Source organism: Pseudomonas sp. IPO3774 (assembly GCF_013386835.1).
In the GTDB taxonomy this organism is placed as follows: domain Bacteria; phylum Pseudomonadota; class Gammaproteobacteria; order Pseudomonadales; family Pseudomonadaceae; genus Aquipseudomonas.
On the sequence record NZ_JACAQY010000015.1, the window covers coordinates 1 to 17339 of the forward strand.

Annotated in this window: 17 protein-coding genes and 2 tRNA genes; 10 read left to right on the forward strand and 9 right to left on the reverse strand. The window is 60.4% G+C overall.

All coding sequences use genetic code 11. From position 1 onward, the window contains the following. Positions 1-100: 100 nt before the first annotated feature. From HYE77_RS09730 to HYE77_RS09745, 4 genes are all read right to left on the reverse strand, one after another. The gene (locus tag HYE77_RS09730; RefSeq protein ID WP_003217229.1) at positions 101-880 is read right to left on the reverse strand and encodes an ABC transporter permease; all 780 of its coding nucleotides are present in this window, start codon (positions 878-880) and stop codon (positions 101-103) included. Then, complete coding sequence (locus HYE77_RS09735) at positions 877-1809, reverse strand: ABC transporter ATP-binding protein (protein WP_003217227.1); 933 nt, start codon at positions 1807-1809, stop codon at positions 877-879. The genes HYE77_RS09730 and HYE77_RS09735 overlap by 4 nt, the downstream gene beginning before the upstream one ends. A 135-nt stretch (positions 1810-1944) precedes the next feature. After that, complete coding sequence (locus tag HYE77_RS09740; RefSeq protein WP_102369632.1) at positions 1945-2568, reverse strand: glutathione S-transferase family protein; 624 nt, start codon at positions 2566-2568, stop codon at positions 1945-1947. 57 nt (positions 2569-2625) lie between these two features. Next, positions 2626-3285: a transglutaminase family protein gene (locus tag HYE77_RS09745; protein WP_102369633.1), complete on the reverse strand. Its 660-nt coding sequence runs from the start codon at positions 3283-3285 to the stop codon at positions 2626-2628. Positions 3286-3477: 192 nt separating this feature from the next. On the opposite strand from HYE77_RS09745, the gene HYE77_RS09750 reads away from it, so the two are divergent. Further along, complete coding sequence (locus HYE77_RS09750) at positions 3478-5925, forward strand: acyl-CoA dehydrogenase (RefSeq protein WP_087695358.1); 2448 nt, start codon at positions 3478-3480, stop codon at positions 5923-5925. Positions 5926-6156: 231 nt separating this feature from the next. After that, on the forward strand, positions 6157-6564 hold the full coding sequence (locus HYE77_RS09755; protein WP_003217220.1) for a PA2817 family protein: 408 nt from the start codon (positions 6157-6159) through the stop codon (positions 6562-6564). Positions 6565-6706: 142 nt separating this feature from the next. Here HYE77_RS09755 and HYE77_RS09760 read toward each other — a convergent pair whose 3' ends face one another. Further along, a complete protein-coding gene (locus HYE77_RS09760; RefSeq protein WP_003217218.1) occupies positions 6707-7639 on the reverse strand; it encodes a LysR family transcriptional regulator in 933 nt (310 codons plus the stop codon). A 91-nt stretch (positions 7640-7730) separates the two neighbouring features. On the opposite strand from HYE77_RS09760, the gene HYE77_RS09765 reads away from it, so the two are divergent. Further along, positions 7731-8357, forward strand: coding sequence for an alanyl-tRNA editing protein (locus tag HYE77_RS09765; protein ID WP_177021208.1), 627 nt, complete (start codon positions 7731-7733; stop codon positions 8355-8357). Here the strand turns inward: HYE77_RS09765 and HYE77_RS09770 are convergent, their stop codons facing one another. Both HYE77_RS09770 and HYE77_RS09775 read right to left on the reverse strand, forming a co-directional pair. Then, a complete protein-coding gene (locus tag HYE77_RS09770) occupies positions 8358-9926 on the reverse strand; it encodes an alkaline phosphatase (RefSeq protein WP_177068730.1) in 1569 nt (522 codons plus the stop codon). After that, positions 9926-10480: a GNAT family N-acetyltransferase gene (locus tag HYE77_RS09775; protein ID WP_003217211.1), complete on the reverse strand. Its 555-nt coding sequence runs from the start codon at positions 10478-10480 to the stop codon at positions 9926-9928. The genes HYE77_RS09770 and HYE77_RS09775 overlap by 1 nt, the downstream gene beginning before the upstream one ends. A 189-nt stretch (positions 10481-10669) precedes the next feature. Between HYE77_RS09775 and HYE77_RS09780 the strand changes: the two genes are divergently transcribed. The 7 genes from HYE77_RS09780 to HYE77_RS09810 all read left to right on the forward strand — a co-directional run bounded on the left by HYE77_RS09780 (position 10670) and on the right by HYE77_RS09810 (position 17049). Continuing rightward, a complete protein-coding gene (locus HYE77_RS09780) occupies positions 10670-11077 on the forward strand; it encodes a biopolymer transporter ExbD (RefSeq protein WP_003217209.1) in 408 nt (135 codons plus the stop codon). A 2-nt stretch (positions 11078-11079) separates the two neighbouring features. Beyond that, positions 11080-11817 (forward strand): energy transducer TonB, encoded by a 738-nt coding sequence (locus tag HYE77_RS09785; RefSeq protein ID WP_003217207.1) that lies wholly within the window; start codon positions 11080-11082, stop codon positions 11815-11817. 24 nt (positions 11818-11841) lie between these two features. After that, a complete protein-coding gene (locus HYE77_RS09790) occupies positions 11842-14124 on the forward strand; it encodes a TonB-dependent receptor (protein ID WP_008431274.1) in 2283 nt (760 codons plus the stop codon). Between the two features lie 17 nt (positions 14125-14141). Further along, the gene (locus tag HYE77_RS09795; RefSeq protein WP_003217203.1) at positions 14142-14789 is read left to right on the forward strand and encodes a MotA/TolQ/ExbB proton channel family protein; all 648 of its coding nucleotides are present in this window, start codon (positions 14142-14144) and stop codon (positions 14787-14789) included. Positions 14790-14846: 57 nt separating this feature from the next. Further along, positions 14847-16064 carry a phospholipase D-like domain-containing protein gene (locus HYE77_RS09800; RefSeq protein WP_177021681.1) on the forward strand — a complete coding sequence of 406 codons (1218 nt, stop codon included), beginning with the start codon at positions 14847-14849 and terminating at the stop codon, positions 16062-16064. A gap of 116 nt (positions 16065-16180) precedes the next feature. Next, positions 16181-16507 (forward strand): hypothetical protein, encoded by a 327-nt coding sequence (locus HYE77_RS09805; protein ID WP_102606452.1) that lies wholly within the window; start codon positions 16181-16183, stop codon positions 16505-16507. Then, entirely contained in the window at positions 16504-17049 is a 546-nt protein-coding gene (locus tag HYE77_RS09810; RefSeq protein ID WP_003217196.1) for a hypothetical protein, read from the forward strand. Before HYE77_RS09805 ends, HYE77_RS09810 begins: the two co-directional genes overlap by 4 nt. 99 nt (positions 17050-17148) lie before the next feature. Here HYE77_RS09810 and HYE77_RS09815 read toward each other — a convergent pair. After that, a tRNA-Gly gene (locus tag HYE77_RS09815) sits at positions 17149-17224 on the reverse strand. Positions 17225-17227: 3 nt separating this feature from the next. Next, positions 17228-17303: transfer RNA gene (locus HYE77_RS09820), tRNA-Glu, on the reverse strand. Positions 17304-17339: the final 36 nt, after the last annotated feature.

Sequence of the window (17339 nt, forward strand, 5' to 3'; positions counted from 1 at the left end):
AACCATAGGTGGCCGTTACCGAAAAAACGGATATGTACTCAAACCAATCGCCAAAAAAAACGGCCTCATCTGGAGGCCGTTTCTCATCACATCTCAACGCTTAGGTGCGCATCCCACGCCCACTCACCAGCAACCGCGCACACCCCACGTACAGCACCACAGTCGCCACCAGCATAAAGGTGATCGCCACACTGATCTTGATGTCCGAAACGCCCAGGATCCCATAGCGAAACGCGTTAACCATATGCAACACCGGGTTAGCCAACGACACCGTCTGCCAGAACGGCGGCAGCAAGGTGATCGAATAAAACACCCCACCCAGATACGTCAGCGGCGTCAGAACAAACGTCGGAATAATCGAAATATCATCAAAGTTGCGCGCAAACACCGCATTGATGAACCCCAGCAACGAAAAGATAGTCGCCGTCAGCACCACCACCAACAGGGTGATCCCGAGGTGATGCACCTGCAAATGGGTAAAGAACAGCGACAGCAACGTCACAATCACCCCAACCATCAACCCGCGCAGCACACCGCCCAGGGTGTAGCCGATCAAAATCGTATGGGGCGACACCGGCGACACCATCAATTCCTCGATGGACCGCTGGAACTTGCTGCCAAAAAAGCTCGACACCACGTTGCCGTAGGAGTTGGTAATCACCGACATCATGATCAACCCTGGCACGATGTACTCCATATAGGTGAATCCACCCATATCACCAATCTGCCGACCAATCAGGTTACCGAAGATCACGAAGTACAAAACCATGGTGATCGCCGGCGGCAGCAAGGTCTGCGGCCAGATCCGGGTAAAGCGCTTCACTTCGCGATAAACGATGGTCTGCAGCGCGACAAGGTTGGGTTGCAGTTCCGAACTCATACCGCCACCTTCGCCAGATTTTTCTCCACCAGGGACACAAACAACTCCTCAAGGCGATTGGTTTTGTTACGCAGGCTCAGCACCTCGATGTTCTGGGTAGCCAATTGGCCAAACAGCGCGGTGATGCCCACGGCTTTGTCCACCTGGACTTCCAGGGTGTGGCTGTCCACCAGGCGATTCGGGTAGCCGATCAACTGGGGCGCAACCGTCATGTCGTTTTTCAGGTCGAGCAGGAAGGTCTCGACGTGCAACTGGCTCAGCAAATTACGCATGCTGGTGTTTTCGACAATGGTGCCGTGGTCGATGATGCCGATGTTGCGGCACAGCTGCTCAGCCTCTTCCAGGTAGTGCGTGGTGAGGATGATGGTGATGCCTTTCTGGTTCAGCTCGGTGAGAAACGTCCACATCGAACGACGCAGCTCAATGTCCACGCCCGCCGTCGGCTCGTCGAGGATCAGCAGGCGCGGTTCGTGAACCAGGGCGCGAGCGATCATCAAGCGGCGCTTCATGCCCCCGGACAGGGAACGCGAAGGCACGTCGCGCTTGTCCCACAAGCCCAGTTGCGTGAGGTATTGCTCGGCGCGTTCCTTGGCGATCTTCGGCGGGATGCCGTAGTAACCGGCCTGGGTCACGACGATGTCGAAGGTCTTTTCAAACTGGTTGAAGTTGAACTCCTGGGGCACCACGCCGATGCTGCGCTTGAGCGCCGCCGGGGATTTGTCCAGGTCGTTGCCAAAGATGTTCACCGTACCGGTGGTCTTGTTGACCAGGGTCGAGAGAATCCCGATGGTGGTGGATTTGCCGGCGCCATTGGGGCCGAGCAAGGCGAAGAAATCACCTTCGGCGACGTCCAGATCGATACCACTCAGGGCCTGGAAACCGTTGCCGTAGGTTTTGGTTAGCTGCCGGATGGACAGAGCGGAACTCATATCGGATTACGCACCAAAGAAGAGGAATAGAATTGTTACATGAGGGCAGACCGCACGGAATACAACGGCTGCGCGTGACAAGCATGGTGCTTGTCCGCGCCGCACAAGTACAGTAACCCGTATTAATAGTCGGTATCAGGTCAACGCGGTCATGACCGATTTCTGATAGGCCGGGCGCTGGCGCAGCCGCTGGTACCAGGCTTCCAGGTTAGGCATCGACGGGCGTTCGATGGGCATTTCGAACCAGGCATAAATGAAGCTGCCCAAGGGAATATCGCCCATGCCGATCTCGCTGCCGGACAGGTAAGGTTGCGTGGCCAAGGCCTGATCCACCGTCTGCAAAACGTCGATGCAGGCCTGGCGACCGGCGTTGATGGTGTCCCAGTTCTGTTTTTCAGCCGGGGTTCGCAGCACGCCCCAGAACACGGTCTTGAACGGTTCGGCCAGGGTCGAGGTGGTCCAGTCCATCCACTTTTCAGCGTTGGCCCGGGCTTGCAGCTCGCTGGGGTACCAGTTCGAATCCGGCGCATGTTTGGCGGCCAGGTAGCGCACGATGGTGTTGGATTCCCACAGCACAAAGTCGCCGTCTTCAATCATCGGCACCCGGCCATTGGGGTTCCGCGCGCGGTATTGCGGCGTGTCGACCACACCAAAAGCCCCGCCCGCATCAATTGCCTCATAGTCCAGGCCGAGCTCCTCGGCGCACCACAGTGCTTTCCTGACATTTGACGAATTTTTACGACCCCAGATTTTCAGCATGACCGCCCCGATTTTGAAAAAGATGGTTGGATGAATGCCGGGGCAGCATACGCCGGATCACGTTCGGCTTAAATCACTCTGCATGTCCCCCAGCAGGATCGGCATCTGCTCGCCAAACAGGTGCGGGTAACATTTCTGGATGTGGGCGAAGAAGAATTCCTCGGGCACCTCGGCAAATTGCCCATGGTCCACCACGTACTCCATGGAGCGCTGGCCCTTGCGGTTGAAGGCGTGGAAAACACTGTCATGAATGCCATCGAAATCCAGCGGCGGCACATCGAACAGTTCGCACAGTTGCTGGTTGAACGCCGGCGTGGCCTTGACCCAACGGCCGTCCAGATACAACTCGGTATAGCCATGCATGGCAAATACGTCACTTCTGAGCAGCTCGATCAAACGGGGCGTCGAGAGGTGGTTACGCACGTCGGCCAGGCCGATGCGCGCCGGGATCCCGCAGTGCCTTGCGCACGCCGCCAGCAATGTTGCCTTGGGCACGCAATAACTCTCGCCGGCCGCCAGTGCGAAGCTCGCGCTGAGGGTTTGCGGGTCGCGACTGAAGGTATAGGGGTTATAGCGCACCGCCTCGCGCACAGCGTAGTAAAGACTGACTGCCTGGTCACGGAGTGCGGCACTCGAACCGCGATGTTTTTCGGCGAACTCCACCACCGCAGGGTGGTCACTATCGATGAAGCGGCCGGGATTCAAGTACGCATTCATGAGGTTAATCTCAGAGAGCAAGCCCTGAGTCTAACCACAGGCATGCACCTGGGATAACGACGATTCGGCCAAATGTCGGCGCCTGGTGCTGATCATTGCCGGCACACCACGTAACACCCTCGTCACCCCGCTTGTTCGGATGCCGACTAAGCTCTGAGGTGATTTCGCACCTGGTTTCACGGAGGATTGAATATGCTGTTGTTGTGGATACTGGTTCTGGTGGTGGGCATTGCCTACCTGGCGCACCGGCGCATCGCGCCCCTGCCCGCCATCGGCGTGGTCGCCGTCTACCTGTTGGCGATGGGCGCCTTCAGCCACGCACCAGGCTGGTTGCTGCTGATCTTCTGGGTACTGATCGCCGTGGTAGCCGCCCCGCTGCTGCTGCCGGACCTGCGCCGCAAGTACTTCACCGCGCCGCTGTTCAACTGGTTCCAGAAAGTCCTGCCGCCGATGTCCGAGACCGAGCGCGACGCCATCGACGCCGGCACCGTGTGGTGGGACGGCGAGCTGTTCAGCGGCCGCCCCGACTGGGACAAGCTGCTGGCCTATCCCAAGGCGCAACTGACTGAAGAAGAACAAGCCTTCATCGACGGCCCTACCGAAGAACTGTGCGCCATGGTCACCGACTGGGAAATCGGCCAGGCCATGGACCTGCCCCCCGCCGCCTGGGAACACATCAAGCAGCATGGCTTTTTTGCCCTGATCATCCCCAAGGAGTTCGGCGGCAAAGGCTTCTCCGCCTATGCCCACTCCCAGGTCGCGATGAAGCTGGCGACCCGCAGCGGCGACCTCGCCTCCACGGTCATGGTCCCCAACTCCCTGGGCCCGGCCGAATTGCTGCTGCACTACGGCACCGATGAACAACGCAACCATTACCTGCCACGCCTGGCCCGTGGCGACGATATCCCGTGCTTTGCCCTGACCGGCCCACTGGCCGGTTCCGATGCTGGCTCCATGCCCGACACCGGGGTGATCTGCAAAGGCGAATGGGAAGGCAAGGAAACCCTCGGCCTGCGCCTGAACTGGGAAAAACGCTACATCACCCTCGGCCCGGTAGCGACTTTGCTCGGCCTGGCCTTCAAGGCCCATGACCCGGATCATCTGCTAGGCGACAAAGAAGACCTGGGCATCAGCCTCGCGCTGATCCCCACCGACACCCCGGGTGTTGAAATTGGCCGCCGTCACCTGCCACTGGGCGCCGCGTTCATGAACGGCCCCAACTCCGGCAAGGATGTTTTCATTCCGCTGGAATTCCTGATCGGTGGCCAGGAAATGCTCGGCAAGGGCTGGATGATGCTGATGAACTGCCTGTCGGTAGGCCGTTCGATTTCCCTGCCTGCCGTCGGAACGGGCGCGGCCAAGTTCACCAGCCTGGTGACCGGCCAGTACGCCCAGGTGCGTGAGCAGTTCAACGTACCGCTGGCGGCCTTTGAAGGCATCCAGGAAGCCCTGGCCCGCATCGGCGGCAACGCGTGGCTGATGGACAGCGCGCGGATGCTCACCGCCAACGCGGTCGACCTGGGGGAAAAACCCTCGGTACTGTCGGCGATCCTCAAGTACCACCTGACCGAACGCGGCCGCGAATGCATCAGCCACGCGATGGACGTGCACGGCGGCAAGGGCATCATCATGGGCCCCAACAACTACCTGGGCCGCAGCTGGCAGGGCGCGCCGATCTTCATCACCGTGGAAGGCGCGAATATCCTCTCGCGCAACCTGATGATCTTCGGCCAGGGCGCAATTCGCTGCCATCCGTTCGTACTCAAGGAAATGGCCTTGGCCGGTCGCGAAGACCATGACCAGGCGCTGAAGGAATTCGACGGCCTGCTGCTGCAGCACATCGGCTTTGCCGTAAGCAACGCCGCCAGCACCCTGGTGTTGAACCTCGGTTTCGGTCACTTCGAAAAGGCTCCGGGCAACAGCCTGAGCCAGGGCTATTTCCGCGCACTCAACCGTCAGGCCGCGGCGTTTGCGATGCTGGCGGACCTGAGCATGATGCTGCTGGGCGGCGAGTTGAAACGACGCGAACGCCTGTCGGCACGTCTTGGTGATGTGCTGAGCCACATGTACCTGGCATCGGCTGCACTCAAGCGTTATCACGACCTGGATTCGCCAGACCACCTGGAACCGCTGTTCGCCTGGGCCATGGAAGAGAGCCTTGGCCACTCCGAGCGTGCACTGGATGAACTGCTGACCAACTTCCCGAGCAAGGTGTTGGGTTGTCTGTTGCGGGTGATCGTGTTCCCGTTCGGCCGCCGTCATAAAGGCCCGTCCGATGCGCTGGATGCCGAGGTGGCCGCAGTGCTTGGTCGCGCCAAGGGTGACCCGACACTGGAAGCGGTGCTGGCTGGCTGCTATCGCCCACAGTCTGCAGAAGATCCGGTGGGCGCCCTGCAACATGCCTACGACCTGTTGGCCGACAGCCATCCGTTGCAGAAAAAACTCCACGAAGGCCTCAAGAGCGGCCAGGTCAAACCGACCGCGGGCGAACACGCCATCGATGCCGCGCTGCATGCCGGCGTGCTGCAACCGGCCGAGGCGCAGACCCTGCGTGACGCTGAAGCGGCGCGGCGCAAGGTGATCGACGTGGATGATTTCAGCAAGGAAGAACTGAGCCAGGCTGAGGGAAAAGTCCGCTGATCCCAGCGGTCATATAAAAACGGGTAGAGTGCCCTGCCTCACAAATACTGATCCCTTTTGACGGCGTCTGTTGTCGTCATGCTGCGTTGCCGCTCCTCGCCATAGCAAGCTATGACTCGTCGCGGCGCCTTGCCTGACAACAACAGCCACTCGTCAAAAGGAATCGTATTTGTGAGGCAAGGCACCGAGCTATATACTCTCGCGCCCGTTTTGCTCTTGAGGACTTATCTCGTGTCCAACGTCGTTGCCGATCATCTCGTCTTGCTCGACCACCTGCGCAGCATCCTGGTTGCCGTCGGCGAAGCCGAACAGGTTCCCGAGGAAAGCCACCTCCTGTTCCTGGAGCGCTTCGATGAACTGCGCGCCTTGCTGCCCATCGACCCGATCGAAAGCCAGTACCTGGGCCAGGACATGATGAGCCAGGTCATCCTGCGCTACCCGCAAATTGCTCACCTGGTACCGCGCGACCTGCTGTGGTTCTTCGGTGGCGACTGCCTGCACTTCATGCCCGACGACGAGCTGGACCTGTACCAGGCCCTGGAAGAACGTCGCTTCGAAGCTGAACAGAACGACGAACCGTTCGACTGGAACCAGGAAAAGCAGTTATTGGCCATGTCCAATGACCAGCCCAAGCACTGATTTCAGGGCTAACGCAGATCAAATGTGGGAGCGGCGGTGCGACGATTCGACTTGCTCGCGAATGCGGTGTGTCAGTCAATATTTTAGGTGACTGATACACCGCATTCGCGAGCAAGCCCGCTCCCACATTTAAACTGTATTCCTACCGTTTCTTCAGCGTCGGCTCTTTGGCCATGCACTCCACCAGATAATCAATAAACACCCGCAACTTCGGCGGCAGGTACCGCGTCGGCGAATGCAGTAGCCACGCATCCCCGTGGTACGACGCAATGAAATCCCACCCCGGCAGCACCTGCACCACCTCCCCCGCTTCCAGCGCATGCCGCGCCGTGAAATACGGCAAGCTGCCAATCCCCACATGTTGCAATACCGCATCCAGCCGCACGCCTGTGTGATTGGCCGCATACCGCCCGCGCACGCCCACCGTCACCGCCTTGCTGCCCTGGCGAAACTTCCAGCGCGCATCCCCCGGCGTCTCACCCAGGTAGATGCAACTGTGCTCCAGCAAATCATGGGGATGCTGCGGCGTACCGTGCTCCGCCAGGTACCGCGGCGTGGCGCAGATCAAATGCTCGATCGGCAGCAACTGGCGCCCCACCAACCCCGGCGGCGGGCTGTCGGTGATGCGGATACTCAGGTCGACATTGTCATCAATCAGGTCCACATGCCGGTCCTCCAGGATCAACTGCACGTCGACCTTGGGATAACGCCGCAAAAACTCCGGCATATGCGGATGCACCACAAAACGCCCTACCGCCTTGGGCACGCTGACCCGCACCAGCCCTTCGGCTTCATGGGTGTATTGGCCGCTGATTTCCATCACCGACCGCGCAGCACTGACCATTTCCTGGCAGCGCTTGAACACCTCTTCGCCACCTTCGCTGAGGCGCAACTTGCGCGTGGTGCGTTGCAGCAGGCGAGTCGCCAGGGCCTTTTCCAGGCGTGAGATGCTGCGGCTCACGGAGGACGGTGATGCTCCCAGTTGGCGCGCAGCCTCGGAGAAGCTGCCGGTTTCCACCACCTTGACGAAAATCGCCATTTCGCCCAGCAGCGGTAAGGGAAGATTGATGCTCATGACGCACAAGTCCATTGAGATTTGAACGGATTATCACCCATTGGCGCACTTCTTATACTGCCGGTTAGAAACCCTGATGCGGATATAAATGATGACCCAGCGCCTGTTTTTTACCCATGACCACCTAAATGCCGAACTTGAAGTGCTGGGATGCACACCTTTTGATAACCAGTTTGCGGTAATCCTGCAGTCCACAATCTTCCATCCACAAGGTGGCGGCCAGCCCTCCGACACCGGCTGGCTCGGGGAAAGCCAGGTGTTGAAGGTGGTGCAGGAAGGCGATCATGTCGTGCATTACGTAGACCGCCCCGTGGCTCCCGGCGTGATCCAGGCACGCGTCGATGAAGACCGCCGCACCTTGCACACGCGCCTGCACTCGGCCGGGCATCTGATCGGCAATGCCGGTGAAACCCTGGGCTGGATGCCGATCAAGGCTCATCACTGGCCGGGCGAAGGCAAGATCACCTTTATTCGCGGCACCTCGGCCCAGGCCATGGACGCCGAGGCGATCCAGCGGCAAGTCGACCAATGGATCGCCGCCAACCTGCCGCGCCATATGGCCCTGGATGACGGTACGCGGCAAGTGGGTTTTGGCGACCTGCCGGCCTATGCCTGCGGCGGCACGCATGTGCAGGCATTGGGGGACGTGGGTCAGGTGACGATCCTGGCCCTCTCCGAGAAAAAGGGTGCATTGTCGGTGCGCTATACCCTGAACTGACTAAACCGCAATCGCCCCCGCCCTGCCCGGCTCCACCACGAACGACTTGAGGGTCGAGACGCTGGCGTTCGGATCCCGGGGATCGGAAATCACCCGGAAGTTCGTCAGCATATTCCTCTCCTCAAGCGCCACCGACACATAGCCGCGCTGGCGGCTGTCGAAAAACTTCACATGGGGATTGAGGGGCAGGATCGCACTGAACGCATCAAATGGTGGCCCGTCAGACGTCACCGACGTGCCGACAAACTCGGTCGCGACCACGGGCGAATCCGGATTCCCTGCGTCAGCGTGCAGGTCCGTCGTCCAGAACGAGTGAATATCGCCGCCCCAGAACACCGGGTTATTCACCTTTCTGCGCACCATAGACGCAAGCATCCGCTCACGGTTGGCCATGTAACCATCCCAGCCATCTGTCCAGCGGCCGGGCTTGTGGTTGGTCAGGTCACGTTGCGTGAGCGGCGCGACCAACAGGTCCTGGGCGATCACGTTCCATTGTGCCCGGGACTCGGCAAAACCCTGATCCAGCCAAGCCTCCTGCTCCCAGCCGAGCATGGTGCGACGGGGATCGCGCAGGTCGGCACAGGTATTCGCGGCCACATGCCCCTTGTGGCTGCCATTGGCCAGGATGCATGGCTGCTCGGAGCGGTACTGACGCCCATCCAGCACATGGAAACGCGCCAGCCGGCCGTAGTCCAAACGCCGATAGAGGCGCATGTCCGGCCCGCGCGGCAGGCTGCTGGCCCGCAGCGGCATGTGCTCGTAGAAGGCCTGGTAGGCCGCCGCCCGCTGCTTGAGAAAACTCGTCACCGGGATGTTCGGGTCCTGGGACCACTGGCTGGCATAGTCGTTTTGCACTTCGTGATCGTCCCAGGTGACCACACTGGGCGCCGCAGCATGCAGTGCCTGCAAATCCGGATCGGTCTTGTACAGGGCGTAGCGGTTGCGGTAATCCACCAGATTCAACGCATTGCCGCTGCCGTGGGAGCGAATGACCTTGCCGGAATCAGCCGCGTAGGAACTGTCATAGATGTAATCCCCGAGGAAAAACACCAGGTCAGGCTGCTCGGCGGCCAAATGCCGATAGGCGCTGAAGTAGCCTCGCTCCCAATGGGAGCAGGAGACAAAACCCAACTGCGCCGATGCCATGGCATGCACCGCCGGCGCTGTGCGCGACTGGCCCACCGGGCTTTGCGCACCGAGGCCCTCGAACTGGTACCAGTAAGGTCGACCCGCCTCCAACCCGCTCACTTCCACATGCACCGAATGGGCGAAACGCTCGATGGCCATCACCTCGCCCTGGCGCACAACGTGCGTCATCGCTGCATCGCGGGCCACCTTCCAGCGCACCGGCACCGCTCGGCTCAGGCCACCCCGACCGTCGGCGGCATTGAACAGCGGCGCGAGGCGCGTCCAGATCACGAAACCATCGGGCAATGGATCGCCTGACGCCACACCGAGGGTGAAGGGATAGTCGATGCCTGCACTACGGGCAAACGGGCTGAGGATCGAAAACGCCGTGGCAACTGCAAGCCCGCCCAGTACGCGACGGCGATCGTGATTCACACTCATCAACTGCGCTCCTTCCAATCGGCACGCACCAGGCCATACAACAACATGTCCTCGTGCACCCCATTCTTGAGGAAGGCGCCCTTCATGCACCCTTCGTAACCCAAGCCAATTTTTTCCATGACCCGAGCGGACCCTTTGTTACGAGCAAAGCACTGGCTGCCCACACGCTGCAGCGCCAATTCGCTGAACCCAAACGCCATGATCTGCGCCGCTGCTTCGGCGGCATAACCCTGGCTTCGAGAATGGGCGGCCACCCAATACCCGAGATGCCCACTTCGATGAGCAGCAGATAATCTGAGACTGATCACGCCGATCAATTCGCCAGTTTCCCGCAGATGAATCCCCAGCCCCAGTGAATGCCCCGAGCGGTAATTCTCTGCCTGGCCATCAATAAAGGCGTGTGCGGTTTCCAAGGTGTATGGCGATGGAATCGCAGCCGTGTTGTTCGCAATATCGGGATCGTTGGCCAGCACCGACAACGTCTCGGCCTGCTCCTTTTGCAGAGGCTTCAACAGCAGTCGCGGGGTGGATAAATGCGGCAGTGCAATGCTCATGCAGGGGGACTCGCGAAATAAATTCTCCAAGAATGTACCCGCGTCGTGTCAGTTTCATTACGTAGATAAATAGACCCACGAGTCGTCTGTAAGACGCGTCCTAGAGCCTTAAAAGCTTAAATTAAAGTTAACCATTCGGTCATTTTTGGTTGCTAGCGTGTCGCCCCTAATCAACTGCGGGGTAGCGGAATGAGAACTTGGGATGAACCCAAAAAACGCAAGGCACACATCGAACTGATCCCGATGATCGACGTGATGATGTTCCTGTTGGTGTTTTTTGTACTGGTGAGTTTGAACGTGATTCCGGCCCTGGGCATGAAGACTCAGCTGCCGAGCGCCAGCAGTTCACAGCAGCTCAAGCCGCAAAATAAATTCATCCTGACCCTGGGCCTGGAAGGTCAGCTGCAGCTCGATGGCAAGGACCTGACCGTCGACGCGCTGGTGCCTGCACTCAAGGCCGGCGAGAAGCCAGACACCAAGTCGACGATCATCGTCAACAGCGACAAAGGCGTGGAAGTGTCGCGCCTGGTCGAGGTGATGGACACCCTGCGCCTGGGTGGCTTTACCTCTGTCTCCATCGCCACGAAAAAGTCCTGATCATGTATGCCTTGTTTCGTGCGCGTCGGCTGCTGGGCAGTGTCCCGGCCCTGATCGCCCTGGTGCTGATTGCACTGGGTATCCAGTCCCAACCCCTGAAGATCCAGCCGCAGTACGACGAGTCGGCGGTTGAACTCGCGCTGGTCGAGCCCGAGCCGGAAGTGGTCCCCGAGCCCGTGGTGGAAGAACCGCCGCCACCGCCGCCGGTGATCGAAGACGAGGAGGCCGAACCTGCCCCTCCGCCTCCGCCACCCAAGCCGATCCCCAAACCACTGCCAAAGCCTGAGCCCAAGCCAAAACCGGTGCCCAAGCCCGTGGTCGCCAAGCCAACGCCTGTGCCTGCGCCAGCTCCGGTGGCCGCCAAGCCGGTGCAAGCCGCTCCCGCTCCCACGCCAGCACCCGCTGCGCCACCGGCGCCGCCGAAAGTCGACGGCCAGGCACTGGAAGGCGGCTACCTCAAGGGCTTGCGCAACGAGTTGGACACCTACAAGCAATACCCCACCGGGCGCCAGGCGTCCCTTGAACGCCCGAGTGGCGAGGTGGTGGTCTGGTTAATGGTGGACCGCCAAGGCCGCGTCCTCGACTCCGGGATCCAGACCCCGGCGCCGAGCATGCTGCTCAACCGGGCCGCCACCAACAGCCTGCGCCGTATCAAGCAGGTGAAACCGTTCCCCGAACAAGCCTTCGGTGGACGTAACGAGCAGCGCTTCACCGCCACCTTCAACTACAGCGTGCAATAAGCACACACCACCAGGACGACAGTGATGAAGTTCACCCGGATTCATCTGGCACTCGTTGCCGCGACGAGCATGACCCATGGAGTGGTCATGGCAGATACCAGCGACAGTGACGTCGGGACTATTGGGGTACAGGGCAAGGCAACCGCTGGGGGCGGTTACATGGTCCAGGAAGAGAGCGCCAAGGGCCGCTCGACCATCACCAAGGAAGCATTGGACAAACAGACGGCCACCGGCAACGCCATCGACAAGCTCAAGTACACCCCGGGCCTGAACATCTCCAGTGAAGACAACACCGGCCTCTCGGGCTTCCGCTTCACCATGCGCGGCATGAACTCCGACCAGGTCGGTATGTCGGTGGACGGCATGCCGATCAACGACTCCGGCAACTACGCGTTGTACTCCAACCTGTTGGGCGACCCGGAAAACATCGACCAGATTTTCGTCACCCAGGGCTCGTCGGAAGCCGACGGCCCGCACATCGGTTCCAGCGGCGGCAACATCGGCATCGTGACCATTCGCCCCACCAAGGAAACCGGTGCCTTCGTCAAGCAAGTGGTCGGCAGCAACGCCACCCGCAAGACCTTCGCCCGCCTCAATACCGGTGAAGTCAACGGCCTGAGCAACTGGCTGTCGGCCTCCCACACCGAAGGCCAGATGTGGCGCGGCTCGGGTGCCGTACGTGCGGACAAGGTGGAGTGGAACAGCTTCTTCGACGCCGGCAACGGCAACACCGCCAACCTGATCCTCAAGTACCACGAGCAGGACAACAACAGTTACAGCCAGTTGACCAAGGCACAGTTCCAGCAGTACGGCCGCAAGTACGACCCGTACCCGGCGACACCGGCGGTGGGCGCCAACGGCAAGGTCAGCAGCTACTACGACCTGGCGCAGAACCCGTTCCAGACCTTTACCGCCGTGCTCAACACCCAGTACAAGCTGAGCGACAACCTGTCCCTCTCGGTGATCCCGTATTACTACTACGGCAACGGCAGCGGCGTGGGCTCCTCGGCCTATGCGCTGAACAGTGGCTCGAACAAGGGCGGCGTTTTCGACCTCGGCAACCTGCCGACACAGGCTCAATACAACGCCGACGGTTCCGCGACCACCGGCGTCTACTACCGCCCTTCGCGCACCCAGACCTGGCGCCCGGGCATCACCACCAAGCTGAACTGGGACCTGGGCGACCACAGCCTGCAATTCGGCTACTGGTATGAACGCGCCCGCCAAAGCCAGACCCAACCGTTCATTGCCCTGAAGAACAACGGCAAGCCAAGCGATACCTGGCCCGACGGCAACTCCGTGGTCGACGCCAACGGCAACACCGTACAGGGTCGCGACCGCTACACCGTGACGCCGGCGCAAAAGGTCTGGACCCAGGACACCTGGTACATCAACTCGGACTGGACGTTGATCGCGGGCATTGCGTACATGAACGTCGAGCGTGACGGCACCAACCACGGCAGCCTCACCGAGCAACCCGGCAAGGCCAGCCAGACCTACAACAAACTGCTGCCCAACGCCGGCCTGAAATACCAGCTCGACGAGCGTGACCAGTTGTTCTACAGCCTGTCGCGCAACATGCGTATTCCACAGAACTACGTGCTGTACGACAAAGGCGTCGGCTCCCTCGACTCCAAGCCGGAACTCAGCTGGAACCAGGAACTGGGCTGGCGCTACACCGGCGAAGACAGCACCCTCGCCGCGACCCTGTTCTACATGCAGTTCAAGAATCGCCAGCTCACCTCCCTGGACAGCAACGGTGATTCCGCCGACATCAACGCCGGCACCGTCATCAACAAAGGCCTGGAACTGGAGTGGAGCGGCAAGCTGCCGCACAACTTCAACTACTACACCTCCTACACCTACACCAGCTCCAAGCAGCAGGACGACCTGACCGTCTACAGCGCCGGCAAGCCGATCGTGCTGCCCACCAGCGGCAAGCAGTTCGCCAACGTGCCGACCAACATGCTGGCGGCCAACATCGGCTATGACGACGGGCGCTTCTACGGCACCTTCGGCGGCAAGTTCACCAGCAAGCTCTATGGCGACCTGACCAACGACGAAGCCATCTCCGCCCGCACCATCTTCAACCTCGGCGCCGGTATCTACCTGCCGGTGGACAAGAAAGTCGTCAAGGACGCAACCCTGCGCCTGAACGTCGACAACCTGTTCGACAAGAAGTACCTGGACGGCGTGTACACCACCAAGACCAACTCGGCGAGCTACAGCGGTTTCCGCGATGGCGACCCGGCCTACATCGTTGGGCTTGACCGCACCGTCACCGTTTCCCTGGAAGCCAATTTCTAACTGCGAGGCTCAGCATCATGGACATGAACCTGCTTCACCAAATCACCTTTTATGTGATGTACGCCGCACTGGCGATTGCAATCTTCATCACCATCGAACGTGGCATCTACTTCGCCTACGTGCGCCGCCAGGCCCGTGCATTGACCGAAGTGCTGGGCGCCAATGTGCACAGCGAACGCGACCTGCCGGAAAACCTGACTCGCCGTGACAGCCTGCCGCTGAGCATGGTGCTGCCGATCCTGGCGCAGAAGGCGTCCCATGGTTCGCGCAAGGACCTGGACGACGAGATCGAAACCCAGTACCTCAAGACCCGCGCGCCGCTGTCGCGCAGCCTGTGGATCATCGAAACCATCACCACCGCCGCGCCGCTGCTCGGCCTGCTGGGGACCATCCTCGGCATCATCGACACCTTCAAGGCGCTGGCCAGTGCCGGTGTGTCCGACCCGGGCCAGATTTCCGGTGGTATCGGTACGGCCCTGTTCGCCACGGGTTTGGGTATCGCCATCGCGCTGTTCTGCGTGGTGTTCCACAACTTCTTCCAGGACAGCCTGGAGCGTATCAACGACCAGCTGAAAATCCTGCTGATCCGCGCTGCAACCGGTGCCCGCGTGCAGGGTGAAGTGCCGCACCTGGTACCGACCCCGCTGCACACCCGCACTGCGTGACCTTCCCGGGGCGGGCGCATCATGCGCCCGCCCTTTTTTTTGCCCGATGAGACGCCTATGTCCATATCGCTGAAATTACGTATCGCCGGCCTTGCAGGCCTGCTCCTCAGTCCGCTTGCCCAGGCGGACTTTTCAATTCCGGGATTTGAGTTGGTACACACCGTGCCAGTGGACACCCAACTTGGCACCGCCGATCTGCGCCAGCCCGGCCCCGTGTGGATCCAGCTGTTCGACGGCGCGAAAAGCCGCATCGACATCGGCCAGTTCTACGCGGCCGACCATCCTGGCTCGGTGATGGACAAGGTGATTGAACACCTGGAAGCCGCCGGCAAACGCGGGGTGAAAATTCGCTTCCTGCTGGAAGAAAAAGGCGTGCGGCTGTCGGAAGCCTCGACCCTGGAGCGCCTGAAAGCCATTCCCAACCTGACCTTCCGCATCCTGCCCTATGGCAAGCTGAGTGGCGGGATCATCCACGCCAAGTATATGGTTGTGGATGGCAAGCAGGCGTTTATCGGCAGCCAGAACTTCGACTGGCGTTCGCTGGAGCATATCCACGAAACCGGGCTGTTGATCAGTGATGCAAACGTCGTAGCCCAGACCCAGGCCATTTTTGAACAGGACTGGCAGGCCCAGGCTGCGTTGGCCGACAACCAGCCTGTTGCCCTGCCCGCCACAGGCGCCACACCGGCACGCACCGGCAACTACCTGGTAGCCAGCCCCCAGCGCTACAACCCGCCGGGTGTGGGTGATTCGCAGCTGGAACTGCCACGTCTGCTGGGCGAGGCGAAAAAGGAAGTGCGCGTACAACTGCTGGACTACGCGCCGCTGTCCTATGGACCTGACAGAACCCGGCCTTACTACGCGATGATCGACAACGCCGTGCGTGCAGCGGCAGCGCGCGGGGTCTCGATCAAGTTGATGGTATCCAACTGGAACACCGAAGCACTGGAATTGCCGTACCTGAAAAGCCTGGCGGTGCTGCCGAATGTCGAGGTCAAGATCGTCACGCTGCCCGAGGCCAGGCAAGGATTTATTCCTTATGCGCGGGTGATCCACAGCAAGACCATGGAAATCGACGGGCAAGTGGCGTGGGTGGGCACCAGTAACTGGCTGGGGGGTTATTTCGATAACTCGCGCAACCTGGAAGTGGTGATGCGCAGTGAAGCGATGGCCAAGCGCGTGGGAGATTTACACGAACAGCTGTGGGACGGGCCGTACGCCAAGGCACTGGACGCGACAAGCGAGTACCCAGAGCCGCATCCGGGCAAGCCGTGAGCCGTTGCCTGCAAATCCCATGATTTGCGGGCAATGTCACATTGCCAGATATGAATGTTGCACTTTTCCGCCGTTGCGCTGACCAACCCTGCACACCTCATGGATGGAGAGCAGGGATGAACACCACACGCAATGGACTGTACGGTACGGCGCTGGTTTGGGCGGCCATCGGGCTGGCAGGTTGTGCCAATTCCATGACCTCCACCGGGGTGCCGGGGGTGAAGATGGGCGACAGCTATGAGCAGGTACTCGCCGTGGTCAGCCGTGACAATACGGTGACCAGGAAGATCGACGGGCAGGGATTCCGGGCTGAGGGTTACTCGCAGACGTTCAAGGATTGTCGCAGTACATATTTTATCTTCCAGGGCGCCGATGGCTTGCAGATGGTCAGCCATGAGCCCGCGCCGCATCTGTCAGTCAGCCAGAACTGCCGCCAGCCATGAGCACTTTACGTGTCATTCCCGCCCTGTTCCTGGTGCTCCTCAGCGGCTGCGGCCAGGTGTATAACATCCGCTCCCTCAACACCGCCTACACGGCGCCGCCCGCCACCGAGACGGCGCGCGTGCGCGTGATCAGCGACGGCATGGTGCGCGCAGTGCCCGGGCGCGATTGCCTGGACTGGAATGTTCCCGGAGCAGGCGTGATGGTGTCCGCCAAATCCGGCTTCGCCGACCGCAATGGCGCAAGCCTGGGGATGCCGGGGCCGATTTACACCTGGGACGGTGCGGTGTCGTCCGAACAGGTGATTCCGGCGAACACGCCCATTGCCTTTCATTACCTTGGGTTGCCGCAATATGGCCGGCAATGTTTCAACACCATGACCTTTATCCCCAAGCCCGGCATGGACTACATGGTGCGAGCATCAATGTCCGGGAGTTGCTCATTCGAGCTTGCTGAGCTGCCGAAAGGTGCCGAACGATGGAGTCCGATTGAACCGACGCCGTCGGGAAGGCTGTCGATGTGCCACGCGATGGATAATTTCTAGCGGTACAAACGCAACGTGGGCCGGGGCATTGCACTCCAGCTCACAAAAAACCCACAAACAAAAACGCCGATCATTGCTGATCGGCGTTTTCGTTAAATATGGAGCGGGAAACGAGACTCGAACTCGCGACCCCGACCTTGGCAAGGTCGTGCTCTACCAACTGAGCTATTCCCGCAAATGGCGTCCCCTAGGGGACTCGAACCCCTGTTACCGCCGTGAAAGGGCGGTGTCCTAGGCCACTAGACGAAGGGGACACGCTACTGAAACACATGGTGTGTATTTCAGTGCCC

Coding starts and splice junctions, on each gene's coding strand:
- HYE77_RS09790 (WP_008431274.1), top strand. CDS start 11,842: ATGAAGTTCACCCGGATTCATCTGGCACTCGTTGCCGCGACGAGCATG.
- HYE77_RS09780 (WP_003217209.1), top strand. CDS start 10,670: ATGAGAACTTGGGATGAACCCAAAAAACGCAAGGCACACATCGAACTG.
- HYE77_RS09750 (WP_087695358.1), top strand. CDS start 3,478: ATGCTGTTGTTGTGGATACTGGTTCTGGTGGTGGGCATTGCCTACCTG.
- HYE77_RS09795 (WP_003217203.1), top strand. CDS start 14,142: ATGGACATGAACCTGCTTCACCAAATCACCTTTTATGTGATGTACGCC.
- HYE77_RS09730 (WP_003217229.1), bottom strand. CDS start 880: ATGAGTTCGGAACTGCAACCCAACCTTGTCGCGCTGCAGACCATCGTT.
- HYE77_RS09760 (WP_003217218.1), bottom strand. CDS start 7,639: ATGAGCATCAATCTTCCCTTACCGCTGCTGGGCGAAATGGCGATTTTC.
- HYE77_RS09740 (WP_102369632.1), bottom strand. CDS start 2,568: ATGCTGAAAATCTGGGGTCGTAAAAATTCGTCAAATGTCAGGAAAGCA.
- HYE77_RS09765 (WP_177021208.1), top strand. CDS start 7,731: ATGACCCAGCGCCTGTTTTTTACCCATGACCACCTAAATGCCGAACTT.
- HYE77_RS09735 (WP_003217227.1), bottom strand. CDS start 1,809: ATGAGTTCCGCTCTGTCCATCCGGCAGCTAACCAAAACCTACGGCAAC.
- HYE77_RS09775 (WP_003217211.1), bottom strand. CDS start 10,480: ATGAGCATTGCACTGCCGCATTTATCCACCCCGCGACTGCTGTTGAAG.
- HYE77_RS09785 (WP_003217207.1), top strand. CDS start 11,080: ATGTATGCCTTGTTTCGTGCGCGTCGGCTGCTGGGCAGTGTCCCGGCC.
- HYE77_RS09805 (WP_102606452.1), top strand. CDS start 16,181: ATGAACACCACACGCAATGGACTGTACGGTACGGCGCTGGTTTGGGCG.
- HYE77_RS09745 (WP_102369633.1), bottom strand. CDS start 3,285: ATGAATGCGTACTTGAATCCCGGCCGCTTCATCGATAGTGACCACCCT.
- HYE77_RS09770 (WP_177068730.1), bottom strand. CDS start 9,926: ATGAGTGTGAATCACGATCGCCGTCGCGTACTGGGCGGGCTTGCAGTT.
- HYE77_RS09800 (WP_177021681.1), top strand. CDS start 14,847: ATGTCCATATCGCTGAAATTACGTATCGCCGGCCTTGCAGGCCTGCTC.
- HYE77_RS09810 (WP_003217196.1), top strand. CDS start 16,504: ATGAGCACTTTACGTGTCATTCCCGCCCTGTTCCTGGTGCTCCTCAGC.